We start from the raw sequence: 14,589 nt of genomic DNA, 5'->3' as shown, positions 1-14,589 counted from the left end.
GCGGACTGAACACTGTTCATTATTACAATTAGTTATAGATTTACTTATCTATAGTGTTGACGATCTATAAAACCCTGCATAGAATCCGTTCACATTGGTTGCAGGGCGTGAACCTTTTTACCACTGCCCCCGGTCCCTTTAGACGCAACGCGTCACCGTTTACCGACCCCCTGCACGGTATCTGACGGCCTTACCGAAGTCCTGGCCAGCGTCAACTGACGCTGGTTTTTCGCGTGGGAGCTAACGCCTGCATGCTTTTTTGGCATGCCGCGGACATCTTTTCAAGATGGCTCTCCACAAACGGTATTTACCGTTTTCCCGACGTCGCTGCTGCCCTAACCAGACAGAGCGCGCGACGTCTTGATTCTGCGAACGCGTGTTACCGCCTGTTCAACTGGCGGGGTTCGTGGATCATGCAACATGGGAGATCTGAATGAACGCCTGGTTATCGTGGCGTCCCGATGAGCGTATCGCGCAAGTTGTGCGTGGTGCGTTGCGTCGCGGGACGCAAATGAGTCATCACCTGTTCAGCATTGTCGGCGGAATCGCTGTCGTGCTGGCACTTGCACTGTGGCTGATGCCGGCCTGGCGCGGCACCCTTGCCGCCAAGCTGATGCCGGTCATTTCCGCCGCTGTGCAAGCCGGACCTGCCCGTCTGCTGCAAGGCCACCCGCTGCCCGCCTTCGCACCGCCCGGCGCGTCCTCTGACGACTCGCTGGCCGCCAATTCGACCGGTAGCGACGCCGCCAACGGCGCAAACAGCGGTGCCACTGCCACCAACACCAGCTACGACGGGGCCTCCGACGGCACCGGGATATCCGGTATGGGCGTGGCGGCGCTGAACGGCCTCGACCCGCGCACCATGCACAGCGTCTCCGCGCTGGCGCGGCTGATCCCGGCGCAGCGCGTCTCGGCCGACGCACGCGACGATCGCGTGCTGGTCTCGACCCGCGAGCAGGATCTGGTCGCGTCGTACCTGGCGCGGCGCTATCGCGTCGCACAGGCGCCCGTTAGCGAACTCGTGAAGGCAGCGTTCGACACCGGCCGCGAAGTCGATCTCGACCCGCTTCTCCTGCTCTCCGTGATGGCAATCGAATCGGGCTTCAATCCGTACGCCGAGAGCGGCGTGGGCGCGCAAGGCCTGATGCAGGTCATGTCCAAGGTTCACTCGGACAAATTCCAGTATTTCGGCGGTCAGAGCGCGGCGCTCCAACCGGTTGCGAACATCAAGGTGGGTGCGCTGGTGCTGAAGGATTGCATCGCACGAGGCGGTTCGCTGCCGGGCGGCCTGCGTCTCTACGTCGGCTCGACCTCGCAGGACGACGGCGGCTACGGCGCCAAGGTGATGGCCGAGCGTGGCCGTTTGCGCGATGTGGTGCGTGGCCGCAAGGTGCCGATCAATGCGCCGCAGGCTCCGGTTCTGACGGCCTCGAACACGGCTACGGCTACGGCTGCTGCTGCATCGGCTAACGGCAAGCGCGTGCAGATGACGCTCGATGCCGGTCATCCGCTGAGCGCGGCAACGCCGGTGAAGACGCCGGTATCCGAGCAGGACGACGCCAGTTCCAATGCGACCAAGCATGTGGCATCGGCCTCGGAGTTGGGCGCCTGAGGTTGTGACTTAACTCAGTTCGTCTGGCATGAGAGCGGCCGGTACAAAAAAGGACACCTCCGTCGGGTGTCCTTTTTCCTTTGATGGCTTGCACTTGTGGCGGCGTGCGCGGCCGTGAGGGGCGGGTCACAGGCATAGCAACCCGCTTCGCAACCCGCCTCGCCGGGCTCTTTGGGGACTCAAGCCGCAGTCGTTGACGCCTGCCGCTCAGTGCCGCCCGAAAAGCCTCGCCAGCCGCTCGACCGCTTCTTCCAGCTTCGGCAGGGCGGTTGCATACGACAGCCGGATGTAGTCTTTCGGCGCGTGCGTGCCGAAGTCCATGCCCGGCACCAAAACCACGCCCGCGTCGTGCAGCATCGCTTTGGTTAGCGCCGCACTGTCTCCGGCCGCCTGATGCGCGACCGTGCGGCAATCCGCGTACACATAGAACGCCCCGTCAGGCATCACCGGCACAGAGAAGCCTAGCGATTCCAGCGCCGGCGCAATGAAGTCGCGGCGGCGTTTGAATTCGAGGCGGCGCGCTTCGTAAATTGCGATCGTTTCCGGTTCGAAGCAGGCCAGCGCCGCATGCTGCGCGAGCGCCGACGCGCAGATGAACAGGTTCTGCGCGAGTTTTTCGAACGCGCCGACCATGCCGGGCGGCACCACCAGCCAGCCCAACCGCCAGCCAGTCATGTTGAAGTACTTCGAGAAGCTGTTGACGGTGACGACGTCGTCACCGAACGAGAGCGCCGAGACAGGCTTGGCGTCGTAGCTCAGGCCCTGGTAGATCTCGTCGACGATCGTAAAGCCGCCACGCGCCCGCACGGCCTTGACGATGCGTTCGAGCTCGGCCGGTTCGATCGACGTGCCGGTCGGATTCGACGGCGACGCCAGCAGCACGCCGCGCGTGCGCTCGTTCCACCGGCGCTCGACGTCGGCGGCGGTTAGCTGAAAGCGTTCGGCCGGACCGCTTGACACCATCACCGGCTTGCCTTCCGCGGCGATCACGAAGTGGCGGTTGCACGGGTAGCACGGGTCGGGCATCAGCACTTCATCGTCGCGATCGACCAGCGCCGCGCAAGCCAGTAGCAGCGCGGCAGACGCACCGGCGGTGACAACGATCCGCGCCGGATCGACGCTGACGCCGTAGAACTCGGCGTAATGCGCCGAGATCGCCTCGCGCAGCGCGTGCAGGCCGAGCGCATTGGTGTATTGCGTGACGCCGCGGCGCAGGGCGCTCGCGGCCGCTTCGATGACCGGCTCGGGCGCGGTGAAATCGGGTTCGCCGATTCCCATGTGGATGATGTCGCGCCCATCGCGCTCGAGCAGCGCGGCCTCCTTGGCCAGTTCCATCACGTAGAAAGGCTGGATGGCGTCGACGCGGGCTGCAAGCCGCACCAAGGGTTCGGTCAGGGAGTTCATACGATCAATCCAGTTCAGAAGCAAAAGCGGGACGGCGCCTGGCGTATGGGTTCATGCGCGCAGCGGCGTCCTTGCAAGCGCCCAGTAATATATGGGGCTGCGGTATGTAGCCAGGCATTCAATCGGCCGACGATCCGGCGGCCACCGAACCCAGCGGCTGGCGTTCCAGCGGCTGGCGGTCCAGCGGCACCGCCCTTCGTAGGCCGGTCTCTGGCGGGGCAAGGTTGAGCGTGAGGCGCATGACCAGGTCACGCGCCTCATGCTCAATGCTTGCGAGCCGCCTGCGTTTCAGCAGCGCGCAGTTGTGCCGACAGCTTGTCCAGCACACCGTTCACGTACTTGTAGCCATCTGCGCCGCCAAACGTCTTGGCGAGTTCGACCGCTTCGTTGATGACCACTCGATAGGGAATGTCGACGTGATTCTTCAACTCGAACGCGGCGACTAGCAGCACGGCGCGTTCGACCGGGGAAAGCTGGTCGATCGGGCGGTCGAGGCACGGTGCGATGTCCGCGGAGAGTGCTTCCGAATCGCGGATCACGCCGTGCAGGATGGCGTCCAGATGTTCGTGGTCGGCCTTGTCGAAGCCTTGCGCGCCGCGCAGTTGCGCGTCGATTTCACCGCCGGGCGAGCCCGACAGCAGCCACTGATAAAGCCCCTGCGTGGCTAGTTCGCGGGAGCGTCGGCGTGCGCTCTTCATGCCTCTTCCTCTTCTTCGTCTTCTTCTTCGTCGTCACCGCCGAGTTGTTCGAGCGCGACGGCGAGATTGGCCATTTCGACGGCCACGCGCGCAGCGTCACGACCCTTCTCGGTCATGCGCGCGACGGCTTGCTCGTCGTTTTCCGTGGTCAGCACGGCGTTCGCGACCGGAATGCCGAAGTCGAGGCCGATACGCGTGATGCCCGCGCCGCTTTCGTTCGACACCAGTTCGAAGTGGTACGTCTCGCCGCGAATCACCGCGCCCAGCGCGATCAGTGCGTCGAATTGCGCGCTTTCGGCGAGCTTTTGCAACGCCAGCGGGATTTCCAGCGCACCCGGCACGGTAACCAGCAGCACGTCTTCGCCGGTCACGCCGAGGCGTTCGAGTTCTTCGATGCACGAATCCGCGAGACCGTTACAGACGGGTTCGTTAAAACGCGCCTGAACGATGCCGATACGCAGTCCGTCGCCGTCGAGATTCGGTTGGTATTGTCCGATTTCCATGTGAATTCCGTAGTGTTTTGAGTTGGCGCTTAAGCGCGTGAATGGTCGGATCAGCCTTGTTGCGGAGCCTGTGCGGTGCTGCCTGGCATCGGTACGAAGCCGGTCACTTCGAGGCCGTAGCCCGACATGCTGCCCAGCTTGCGGGGGTTCGACAGCACCTGCATCTTGCCGACCCCAAGCTCGCGCAGGATCTGCGCGCCGATGCCGTATGTCTTGAAGTCGACTGGCCGGCGTTTGAGCGCCTCGGCTTTTTCTTTCGAGTCGAACGCCTTGAAAACGTCGACCAGATGTTCCTTCGAATCGCCGCAGTTCAGGAGCACGATCACGCCGAGGTCGCGCTGGGCGATCTCTTTCATCGCCGCGTCCAGCGTCCATGAGTGAGTCGATTTGCCGACTTCGAGCAGATCCAGCATGGACAGCGGCTCGTGCACGCGCACCGGGGTGTCGTGCTCCGGATTCGGCGTGCCGCGGACCAACGCGATATGCGGCTGGCTGCTAGGCTGGTCGAGATACATCACCGCGCGAAACGCGCCATACGCGGTTTGCATGGTGCGCTCGCAAATGCGCTCGACAATCGATTCGGTGCGGCTGCGGTAGTGAATCAGATCCGCGATCGTGCCGATCTTCAGATCGTGCTCTTTGGCGAATTCCATCAGGTCAGGCAGGCGCGCCATCGTGCCGTCGTCCTTGATGACTTCGCAGATCACCGCGGCCGGCGTGAGGCCTGCCAGCGCGGTGAAGTCGCAGCCGGCCTCGGTATGGCCGGCGCGCACCAGCACACCGCCCGGCTGCGCCATGATCGGGAACACGTGTCCCGGCTGCACGATGTGGTCGGCCTTGGCGTCCGGCGCGACCGCAGTGGCGATCGTGCGGGCGCGGTCGGCAGCCGAGATGCCCGTGGTCACGCCTTCGGCCGCTTCGATGCTGACAGTGAAGGCCGTGCCGTACTGCGTGCCGTTGCGATAGGTCATGAGCGGCAGGTTCAGCAGCTTGCAGCGTTCCTGCGTGAGCGTCAGGCAGATCAGGCCGCGGCCGTAGCGGGCCATGAAGTTGATCGCTTCCGGCGTGACGAATTCGGCGGCGATCACGAGGTCGCCCTCGTTTTCGCGGTCTTCTTCGTCGACGAGGATCACCATCCGGCCTGCTTTCAGTTCGGCAATGATCTCTTGAGTGGAGGCGAGCGTCATGTTGGGCGGATTTTTTCGGGGAAAGCGCGTATTTTACGCCACGCGCGCGCCCACGTCGCCAGGGCCGGATGGTATAGGCCGTTTGGCTGACTGGTGTTGCGCCGCCCGGCGCCGGTATGCTCGATGAAACGATGGACAAACGAATCGGTTGAAAGCGCCAGGGCGCCGCCAGCCCTGGCGCAGCGGGCTTTGTAGTGGGCCATTTCGGCGCGTTCAGAATGCGCTCGACGTAGCGCGCAATGACGTTGAATCGGCCGGAACAGCCTTGTTCTGCATGGTGGTGCCAAAGAGAGGCTGGCATACCGTCAAAAATACCGTGACGCGGCAGTCTCTGTGGCGAGACGTTGATTGACCGCGACGGATTGGCGTACCGGGTAGTAGGGGTAGGAGGAGCAAGAGAGCGGTTATCGTCGCCTCTCTCCTCAGTGACTGATCTGCCAGGGAGTCAATCGCTTCTGCAACCGTCGCAAGCCGATCTCGAGCAGGAGTGCAATCGATCCAATGACAAGAATGCCCGCAAGAACCACATCGGTAACGAGGAAACGCGATGCCGAATAAACCATAAAACCCAGGCCCCGGGTGGCGGCTATCAATTCGGCGGCCACGAGGGTCGACCATCCTGCGCCAAGCGCAATCCGCACACCGGTGAGTATCTCGGGGAGCGCGCTTGGCAGCACGACATAGCGAAGCAGCTTGAAGGGCGTTGCGCCTAAAGAGGCCGCCGCCTGCAGCCGGCTTTTCGCCACCCGGCTCGCACCCGACGCCGTTGCGATGGCAAGCGGCGCAAAGATCGTGAGATAGATCAGCAGAATCTTCGATAGCTCGCCAATGCCGAACCAGATCACCATGAGCGGCAAATAGGCAAGTGGTGGAATGGGGCGATAAAACTCGATCAGCGGATCCAGTGCGCCTCGCACAATCCGATTTGTCGCGATGAGCAGGCCTGCAGGGATCGCCGTCGAAACGGCCAGCAGAAATGCGATCGAGATGCGCGAGAGACTGGCCAACAGATGTTGGCCGAGCGTCGCGTCGTCGAAGCCATCCGTGTTCAGCACAATCAGCTTGTGCAGCACCTCTTCCGGCGTCGGTAGCAGCACGGTGGGCAACCAGCGCCGATGGCTGGCGATCCACCATCCCAGAAGCAGCACAAACACCGTGGTCAACGTGGCCACGTGGCCCGCGTCGATGTGACGCCTGCGGCGCCGGGACTTCGCGGCCAGCGTCTCGCGCTCAGCCGGATCGAGTGCGAGCGGGCCGCTCAGATTCTGTTCGGGGGACGACACGTCAGGCCTCCTCGGTCTCGCGGATAAGCTGGTCAAGCAACGAAATGCGGATCTCGGTGAAGGCGGGATCGGTCTTGATCGAGCGTGTTGGTTCGCCTGCGGCATAGCGGCGCGCAAAGTCGAGCCGGTGCCTCGCCACCACGCGGCCCGGCCGCGGAGACAGGATCAGCAATTCGGTGGCGAGCATGATGGCCTCCTCGATGCTGTGCGTAATGAGAAAAACGCCCTTCTCGGTCGCGTGCCAGACGTCGAGCAGCAGGGTCTGCATATGCTCCCGGGTCAGTGCATCGAGCGCACCCAGTGGCTCGTCCATCAGCAGGAACGACGGATCCGCGGCGAGTGCGCGGGCCAATCCGACGCGCTGGCGCATACCCCCGGAAATCTCGTCGATACGGTGATGCTCGAAGCCCTGCAGTTTGACCAACTGAAGAACCTCCGCCGCGCGCGCGTTGCGCGCGGCACGGTCTACGCCTTGCATGCGCAAACCAAAGCTCACGTTGTCTATCACGTTCAACCATGGCATCAGCGCATCGTCCTGGAACACGACACCCCGGTTTGCGTCTGGGCCTGTGACCAGCGCCCCGTCGATCGTCACCCGGCCCGAGGTGGGCACCTGAAAGCCGGCGAGCAATGAGAGCAGCGTACTCTTGCCGCATCCGGACGCGCCGAGCGCGACGACGATCTCGCCGCTGTGCACCGACACTGACACATCCTGAAGTGCGGTGAGTTGACCACGCGGTGTGTCGTAGATCACGCTGGCGCGCAGCGCGCTCAGTTCGGCCATTTCATGCTCCTTTACCGCTTCCCGGCGTCATTTAGACGCGGACGCCTGGATGAAACGACTCGTGATCGAATCGCTGTAGTCCGGTAGAACCTGATCGATCTTCTTTTGCTCACTCAGAAAACGGGCCGTCGCCGCAACTGCCTTGGCGGTGCCGCCGCCGAGCAGCGCGGACGAGGTTTGTTCGGCCGCAACCGGATAGACGTTTCCGGAAAGCAGTTGCGGCACATCGGCCGGGCTTGCGCCGCTCAACTTCGCGATCGCTGCCACTTGCGGCGAGCCTTCAGTCCATGACTTTCCGTTGGCTCGATAGTCCGAAATCGCCTGCAGCGTGACCCCGACAAACTTCTGGACGAAATCGGGATGTGATTGTGCGAAGTCCTTACGCACTGCCCACAGGTCAAATGTCGGCGAACCCCATTTGCCGACCTGCGTTGAATCGACCAGGACCTTGCCGGTCTGCTTTGCCTTACCCAAGGCTGGATCCCACGTGTAGGCAGCATCGATGTCACCACGCTCCCATGCTGCGACCGTTTCCGTAGGGCCAAGGTTGACGATCTTCACCTGCCTGGGATCGATTCCCCAGTGTTTCAGGGCAGCCAGCAGGCTGTAGTGGCTGGTCGATACGAAGGGCGTCGCGATGGTTTTGCCGATCAGGTCCCGCGGCTGGTTGATGTGAGCGCCGTTGCGAACGACGAGGGCTTCGGAGTTGCCGGTCAGCGCGTTGAGGACAACTGCCTGAATCGGCACACCTCGGCTGAGGGCCGCGGCAAACGGACTCGAGCCAACATCACCGATCTGGATATCGCCTGAGGCCAGCGCCGCAACGACATCTGCACCGGTATCGAAGCGCCGCCAGTTAATGGTCCAGCCTGTGGCCTTTTCGTAAGCAGCGCTTGCTTGTGCGAGTTTGGCCGGATCAGCACCATATTGGTAAGCAATGTTGACCGTTTCCGCATGCGCAGCCGTGCCATGTACAAGCGCTAACGCCAACGTGGCAAGAGCGCTGAAACTTGAGAAGCGACGTGTGAATTTCATAAACGCCATGACCTGAGGTAGAAAACAGTTGAGAGAAGTGTCGTCAAGATTAGCGGATCCGGCTTGCGCCACTAACCAAGCAAATCAGAGTTGGATATACAAAGATCTGCGATAGCAGACGTCTGGGAAGTAAAGCGCATGCATCGTCATTTCTATAGGCGCTGTTCTGATGGAAGTGGCCCGCTAAGCCCCCGAACGAATACAAGCCGCCGAACTTGAAACCGGCGAACGCATTCGACAGGAACTTCACCGAATTGGGTAACCGGTCGCCATTGAAGCGATCGAAATCGCCTTGGTGGATCACGTAGCCACTGCCCCACGCCGAGATGTTGTGGATTATCGGGCTACGCGGCTCAATACGGCTTGTCGCCGAGAATGGTGGCGCGATGCATGACGCGCCGCGCGGGGCGATAGTCGTCCACGGCGTAGTGGCTGGTCGAGCGATTGTCCCAGAAGACAACGTCGCCAGACGCCCACCGCCAACGCACGCTGAATTCCGGGCGGGACTGATGCGCAAACAGGAAGTTGAGCAAAGCCTTGCTTTCTTCTTCCGGCAGCTTGTCAATCTCGGTGGTAAATCCTTCGTTGACAAACAGACCTTTGCGACCACTTTCAGGATGAGTGCGGATCACCGGATGGCTCAGCGGCGGGTTCTTGAGTCGCGTCTCATTCCAGCGCTGCTGGTCCGCAGCAGTCAGGCCGAAACGCTTGAGCGGAAAGGTCTTGGCAAAATCGTGCGTTGCGCTCAGTCCTTCCAGCAGGGTCTTCAGCCTGTCCGATAGCGCATCGTAGGCAGCAAAGCTACTGGCCCACAGCGTGTCGCCGCCGTTTTCGGGCAACTGGCGCGCCACCAGGACAGCGCCTAGCGGAGGGGTCTCCGTGAAGGTGACGTCGGTGTGCCAGATGGCATTGTCTTTGAGGTCGAAAGCTTGGGTATCCAGCACCATTATCTGGCTCGCATCCGGATGCTGCGGATAGATGGGATGCGTGTGCAGATCGCCGAAAAGCGCAGCGAAATCACGCTGCTGTATCGGGCTGATGTGCTGATGGCGGAAGAACAAAACCTGATGGCGTATCAAGGCCTGGCGGATTTCCTCTTGCACGTCCCGGCTCATTGGCCGCGCGAGATCGATACCTTCCACCAACGCACCCAGCGCCGGCGTAAGACGGCTGAAATTCAAACTCACTCTCCTTGGCTAGCTAAACCACGCGTGAGATTTTCCCCAGCAATTCATGGAGAACCAACCAACTAGAACTCATTTACTTATGACGGTGGTGCGAATATCGACATTGAACTGGTTCGAAAGATGTAATGCGCAACACGGCTACCCGCGTTACCGGACGGCGATCCCGATGACTATATTTTTTATGTCGGCACCGGTCGCGCGGTCCTGGCCATGAAGGGCGGCGCTGTCGACTTCCTCACCAAGCCGCTCGATGAAGATGCATTGATGCGCGCGGTCGATGCGGCTCTGGGCAGGGGAGATGTTCTTCGCGAGGAGGTGGAGAATGCAGCGACGCTTCCTGATAGATATCGGCAGGGTCGCCTGGAGAACTCGCAGGTGTCTGATTTTCCCGATTCGCGGATTCAGGCGGACTTTACTAGACGCCAGTAGACCGTGCGTCTAGTAAATGCCCAGTCATTTCGACGGTTTATGGACGCCCTCAGGCGCCGATAGCATCCGCTCCACATACCGCGCGACGTCCTGAGCGGACCGGATAATGGCGGGACGGGAAACGCTTCCCGCCTGCACTTGCGTGTCGACGAGCGGCGGCGGAACGGCAACGGTAGACATGAGGTGGAATTTCGCACGAGTGACTCAAGCGTTGCATGGTAGCCATGCGAGCCGCATCGGCAAAACGACGAATTTATATAAGCTAATGGGAGCATCCGCCTTTCTGCTTACACAGCCTCCGCCGTCTGCCGCCGAAAACCCGCCGCAGCATGCCGCCCTGGCAACTGATCGCTCTCACCGAACAATTTGTGTCGCAACGTGCCCTCGCCATACGCGGTCTTGTAGAGCCCGCGGTTTTGCAGTTCCGGCACGACCAGATCGATGAAGTCCTCGTAACTCTCCGGCGCAACGGTTCGACTGAGATTGAAACCGTCGACGCCGGTCTCCTCGACCCACGCCTGCAGTTCATCCGCAACCTGGGAGGCGCTGCCGACAAGCGCCGGATAACGCCCGCCCAACTCGAACATTTCGAGCAGCTTGCGGCGTGTCCAGCCGTGCTGTTTGGCCGTGCGCGTCGCCGATTCGATGGCATTGCCGGGAGCGTAGTCGACGGGCGCATCGAGATCGTATTGCGCGTAGTCGATTCCCGTGCTGGCCGCGAAATGCGCGAGCCCGGATTCGCGGCTCGCATACTGCAGATAGTCTGCATATTTCTCGCGCGCCTCGGCTTCGGTGGCGCCGGTCACGACCGCCGCGCCCACGAACACCTTGACGTCGTCCGGCCGCCGCCCGGCCTGCACCAGCTGCTCGCGCAACGTTCTCACCGTCTCGCGTCCGACCGCGCGGTTCGGCGGCGAAATGAACACGCATTCGGCGTGACGCGCCGCAAAGCGCTGGCCGCGCCCGGAGCTGCCGGCCTGGAACAAGACCGGTGTGCGTTGCGGCGACGGCTCGGCCAGGTGGTAGCCCTCGACGTTGTAGTAGCGGCCCGCGTGCCTCACCTCGTGCACCTTGGCCGGATCGGCGTACACGCGGCCCGCTTTATCGCGCAGCACCGCCTCCTGCTCCCAACTGCCTTCCCACAGCTTGTAGAGAATCTCGAGGTACTCGTCCGCACGCTCATAACGCTCGTCGTGCGGCAGTTGCTCGTTGAGGCCCATCGCGCGGGCGGCGCTGTCGAGATAGCCGGTCACGATGTTCCAGCCAATGCGGCCCTGCGTCAGATGGTCGAGCGTCGAGAAGCGCCGCGCGAGCAGATAAGGCTGCTCGTAGGTGAGATTTACCGTGACACCGAAGCCAAGATGCTCAGTCGCCGCCGCCATGGCCGACACCAGCAGCGTGGGATCGTTAACCGGTAACTGGATCGACTCGCGCAGCGTCACGTCCACATTGCGCTGGTAGACGTCGTAGACGCCCACGATGTCAGCCAGAAACAGCCCGTCGAACAGGCCGCGCTCGAGCGTGCGCGCCAGGTTGGTCCAGTAAGGCAGCAGGCGATAGTCGGTGGAGCGGTCGCGCGGATGGGCCCATAGACCGTGGTTGATATGGCCGACGCAGTTCATGTTGAACGCGTTGAGCAGAATCTCTTTCTTCGCCATTACAACGCTCCGTGCCTGGGCGGCAGCTTGTCGTTGAGGTAGAAGTTGCCCACGGCATGATACTTCCAGCGCACCGGGTCATGCAGCGTATGGGTGCGCGCATTGCGCCAGAAACGGTCGAGGCCGAGACCGTCGAGCGTCGCGGCGGCGCCGGCGAGTTCAAACAGCCGTGAACCCGCATCCAGCGATACGGTCGTGGTCAGCGTCCTCGCCTCCGCGACGGCGACCGACGCCTCCGCCACCGAGCGGTCGGTCGGGGCTGCCTGGGCGGCGTCGACGAAACGGCCGGCTCGGCGTAGCAGCGCTTCCGCTGCACGCAGACGCGCGGCGAGGTCGCCGAACTGCGCAATGGTCAGCGGATCGTCGGCAGCAAGCTCGACCTTCGCATCGATCCACGGCCGTGAACGCTCGCGGACGAACTGCAAGGCGGCCTCGAAGGCACCGCGCGCCTGGCCCAGATCGATCGCGGCGTGAATGATCTGCGCGAGCGGTCCGATCGTCGTCGCATGCTCAAACGAGACCTGAAACGGCACGACCCATTCCGGCTCGACACGCACCTGCTCGAACTGCACCGAACCGCTGCCGGTGACGCGCTGCCCGAACCCGTCCCAGTCGTCGGTCACGGTGACACCCGGCGTATCGCGTGGCACGAAGGCCAGATACGTGACGTCGCGGCCCTGCTCCTCGGCCACCACCAGGGTGGGAATCCAGTGGGCGTACAGCGCACCGGTGCAATAGAACTTGCGGCCGTCGATATGCCAGCCGTCAGCGCCCCGCGTGAGCCGCGTGCGTCGTTTGAAGTCCTTATGGCTGATTTCGGCAAGCGCGTTGCCGAACCGCTCCCCGGCCAGCACGCGTTGATAGAAAAAGCGCTGCTGCTCAAGGCTGCCGCCCACGCGCAGTACTTCCAGTGCGTAGAAGTGGTTTTGCGGAATCTGCCCAAGCGAGCCGTCGGCCGCGGCGATGATCGCGGTGACTTCGGCGAGCGTGCCGTTGCGCACACCGGCCCCGCCGAATTCGCGCGGCACGGTGATGCCCCACAGGCCGCTCGCGACGAATGCGTCGAGCTCGGCCCAGGGGAGTCGTCGTTCGCGATCGCGCAGCGCCGCTTCGGGCGCAAACGTCGTGGCAAGACGCCGCGCCGTTGCGAGCGCCTCGGCATCGTTCGTGATCAGATCCAGGGTCAGCGGCGTACGCAATTCGCGAGGCAGCGCCTGCGTTGGCGCGTGGTCGAGCGTTTCTACAGAAAGATCAAAGGTCATGTCTCAGTTCCACGAGTGGCGCGCCGGCAGCACGTGATTCAGGTGATAGTTGCCCAGCAGATGCAACTTCCAGCGCACCGGGTCGTGCAGCGTATGCGTGCGGGCGTTGCGCCAATGGCGATCGAGATTGTGCGCGGCGCGAGTGGAGGCGGAACCGGCTAGTTCGAACAGCTTTTCGCTTGCCTCCAACGCAATGCGGGTGGTGAGCACCTTGGCTTCGGCCACCGCGACCGAGGCGCGTGCACTGGCCTCGGTATCGACAATCGGTTGCGCGGCAATGGCATCCAGCGTGTGGCCGGCCTCCTGGAGCACCTCGTGAGCCGCGTGCAGATCGATTTGTAGACGGCCGACATCCGCGATGATGTACGGGTCATCGGTTGCGTGTTCGAGGCCCGAGTCGACCCACGGCCGGGCGCGTTCGCGTACGAAGCGAAGCGTGTCGGCGACTGCGGCCTGCGCGATACCCTGGTCGATCGCGGCCTGAATCAATTGCGAGGCGGGGCCGAACAGCCCCGGACGGTCGGCGAGCTGCCAGATCGGCAGCACGTCCTGCGGATCGACTGGCACTTGGTCGAAGGTCACCGTGCCGCTCGCCGTGGTGCGTTGGCCGAACGAACTCCAGTCGTCGATCACGCTCAAGCCCGGCGCATCGCGCGGGACCCAGACCTGCACGGCGCGGCCTTCGTCGTCGGTGGCACGTGCCGGGACGCGGTGTGCAAATAGCGCTCCGGTCGAATAGAAGCGCCGACCGTCGAGGCGCAAGCCGTCGCTTGTGGCGCTCAGTCGCGTCGTGCCCTGCAGGATGGTTTTGGCGTTAGCCGAGCGGCGTTCGGGACCCGCATTGCCGAGCCGCTTGCCCGCCAACACCTCGCCGTACAGGCGCGCTTTCTGCGCTGGCATGCCGACTTCCCGCAACAAGCCGAGCACGCCGAAATGGTTCTGCGGAATCTGGCCGAGCGCTGGATCGGCCTCACACAGGATCACAAAGACTTCCGCCAGCGTCGCGAACGAGACGTCGGCGCCACCGTATTCGCGCGGCACGGTGATGCCACCAAGGCCGCTTTCCGACCACAGGTCCAGTTCGGCCCACGGCAGCCGCCGTTGGCGGTCGCGCTCGGCGGCGCCCGCGGCGAACGCTGCCGCCAAAGTGTATGCGGCTGCCAGCGCTTCTGCATCGTCGGCAATACGCCGCACGCGGGCCGGATCGGGAGGCCGCGGCAAACGCGACACGGGAGAGGAGGATTCGGGAGTGGGCATGACGGCTCGTACAGATAGGGTTGTCACCCGTCCGCGCTACGGTGCTTCGGCCCCTTCATGCGGCGAAGCGCATCGCCTGCGTAACGCTTGTGGCGAACAGGTTGGATCGTCTATTGGACCAGCCGGGGTAAGGCGTGCCTACTATCGAATTGGAACTTGCTTATGAGGATTTTCAATTTCGATGCCCTGTGGCATCTGTGAACGTCGCCTGCGTGGCGCCTGAAGCTTTTCATATATGCCTCAGGGGATTTAGCAACGCACGGAAAAATATTTGTCAGCGACCTTCCACG

The 14,589-nt window shown here is 62.7% G+C and carries 13 protein-coding genes and 1 pseudogene; 2 read left to right on the top strand and 12 right to left on the bottom strand.

What is annotated here, in order from left to right; genetic code table 11:
• Positions 1-433: 433 nt before the first annotated feature.
• Complete coding sequence (locus AYM40_RS15995; RefSeq protein ID WP_063497064.1) at positions 434-1,612, top strand: lytic transglycosylase domain-containing protein; 1,179 nt, start codon at positions 434-436, stop codon at positions 1,610-1,612.
• A 207-nt stretch (positions 1,613-1,819) separates the two neighbouring features.
• On the opposite strand, the gene AYM40_RS15990 is transcribed toward AYM40_RS15995, so the two are convergent.
• The 9 genes and pseudogenes from AYM40_RS15990 to tauD all read right to left on the bottom strand — a co-directional run bounded on the left by AYM40_RS15990 (position 1,820) and on the right by tauD (position 9,693).
• On the bottom strand, positions 1,820-3,016 hold the full coding sequence (locus AYM40_RS15990; protein WP_063497063.1) for a pyridoxal phosphate-dependent aminotransferase: 1,197 nt from the start codon (positions 3,014-3,016) through the stop codon (positions 1,820-1,822).
• A 263-nt stretch (positions 3,017-3,279) separates the two neighbouring features.
• Positions 3,280-3,714, bottom strand: coding sequence for a transcription antitermination factor NusB (nusB, locus tag AYM40_RS15985; RefSeq protein WP_054037337.1), 435 nt, complete (start codon positions 3,712-3,714; stop codon positions 3,280-3,282).
• The gene (gene ribH, locus AYM40_RS15980) at positions 3,711-4,217 is read right to left on the bottom strand and encodes a 6,7-dimethyl-8-ribityllumazine synthase (RefSeq protein WP_006050161.1); all 507 of its coding nucleotides are present in this window, start codon (positions 4,215-4,217) and stop codon (positions 3,711-3,713) included. Before ribH ends, nusB begins: the two co-directional genes overlap by 4 nt.
• 50 nt (positions 4,218-4,267) lie before the next feature.
• The gene (ribBA, locus tag AYM40_RS15975) at positions 4,268-5,404 is read right to left on the bottom strand and encodes a bifunctional 3,4-dihydroxy-2-butanone-4-phosphate synthase/GTP cyclohydrolase II (protein WP_063497062.1); all 1,137 of its coding nucleotides are present in this window, start codon (positions 5,402-5,404) and stop codon (positions 4,268-4,270) included.
• Between the two features lie 422 nt (positions 5,405-5,826).
• Positions 5,827-6,687 carry an ABC transporter permease subunit gene (locus AYM40_RS15970; protein ID WP_063497061.1) on the bottom strand — a complete coding sequence of 287 codons (861 nt, stop codon included), beginning with the start codon at positions 6,685-6,687 and terminating at the stop codon, positions 5,827-5,829.
• 1 nt (position 6,688) lies between these two features.
• Entirely contained in the window at positions 6,689-7,471 is a 783-nt protein-coding gene (locus tag AYM40_RS15965; protein ID WP_063497060.1) for a taurine ABC transporter ATP-binding protein, read from the bottom strand.
• A 27-nt stretch (positions 7,472-7,498) separates the two neighbouring features.
• Positions 7,499-8,506 (bottom strand): taurine ABC transporter substrate-binding protein, encoded by a 1,008-nt coding sequence (gene tauA / locus AYM40_RS15960; protein WP_063497059.1) that lies wholly within the window; start codon positions 8,504-8,506, stop codon positions 7,499-7,501.
• A 154-nt stretch (positions 8,507-8,660) separates the two neighbouring features.
• Positions 8,661-8,843: pseudogene (locus AYM40_RS38635) on the bottom strand (porin); the annotation flags it as partial.
• A 16-nt stretch (positions 8,844-8,859) separates the two neighbouring features.
• Entirely contained in the window at positions 8,860-9,693 is an 834-nt protein-coding gene (tauD, locus tag AYM40_RS15955; RefSeq protein ID WP_063497058.1) for a taurine dioxygenase, read from the bottom strand.
• A 210-nt stretch (positions 9,694-9,903) separates the two neighbouring features.
• On the opposite strand from tauD, the gene AYM40_RS42525 reads away from it, so the two are divergent.
• Positions 9,904-10,122: a hypothetical protein gene (locus AYM40_RS42525; protein WP_063497057.1), complete on the top strand. Its 219-nt coding sequence runs from the start codon at positions 9,904-9,906 to the stop codon at positions 10,120-10,122.
• Between the two features lie 287 nt (positions 10,123-10,409).
• Here the strand turns inward: AYM40_RS42525 and AYM40_RS15945 are convergent, their stop codons facing one another.
• From AYM40_RS15945 to AYM40_RS15935, 3 genes are read right to left on the bottom strand one after another with little or no spacing between them, the layout of a single operon-like run.
• Positions 10,410-11,780, bottom strand: a complete 1,371-nt coding sequence (locus AYM40_RS15945) for an LLM class flavin-dependent oxidoreductase (RefSeq protein WP_063497056.1) — start codon at positions 11,778-11,780, stop codon at positions 10,410-10,412.
• Complete coding sequence (locus tag AYM40_RS15940) at positions 11,780-13,042, bottom strand: SfnB family sulfur acquisition oxidoreductase (RefSeq protein ID WP_063497055.1); 1,263 nt, start codon at positions 13,040-13,042, stop codon at positions 11,780-11,782. Before AYM40_RS15940 ends, AYM40_RS15945 begins: the two co-directional genes overlap by 1 nt.
• Positions 13,043-13,045: 3 nt before the next feature.
• A complete protein-coding gene (locus tag AYM40_RS15935) occupies positions 13,046-14,299 on the bottom strand; it encodes an SfnB family sulfur acquisition oxidoreductase (RefSeq protein ID WP_063497054.1) in 1,254 nt (417 codons plus the stop codon).
• Positions 14,300-14,589 lie beyond the last annotated feature (290 nt).

This window comes from Paraburkholderia phytofirmans OLGA172 (genome assembly GCF_001634365.1).
Classification (GTDB): Bacteria; Pseudomonadota; Gammaproteobacteria; order Burkholderiales; family Burkholderiaceae; genus Paraburkholderia.
This window is presented reverse-complemented; position numbering and strand designations above follow the sequence as displayed.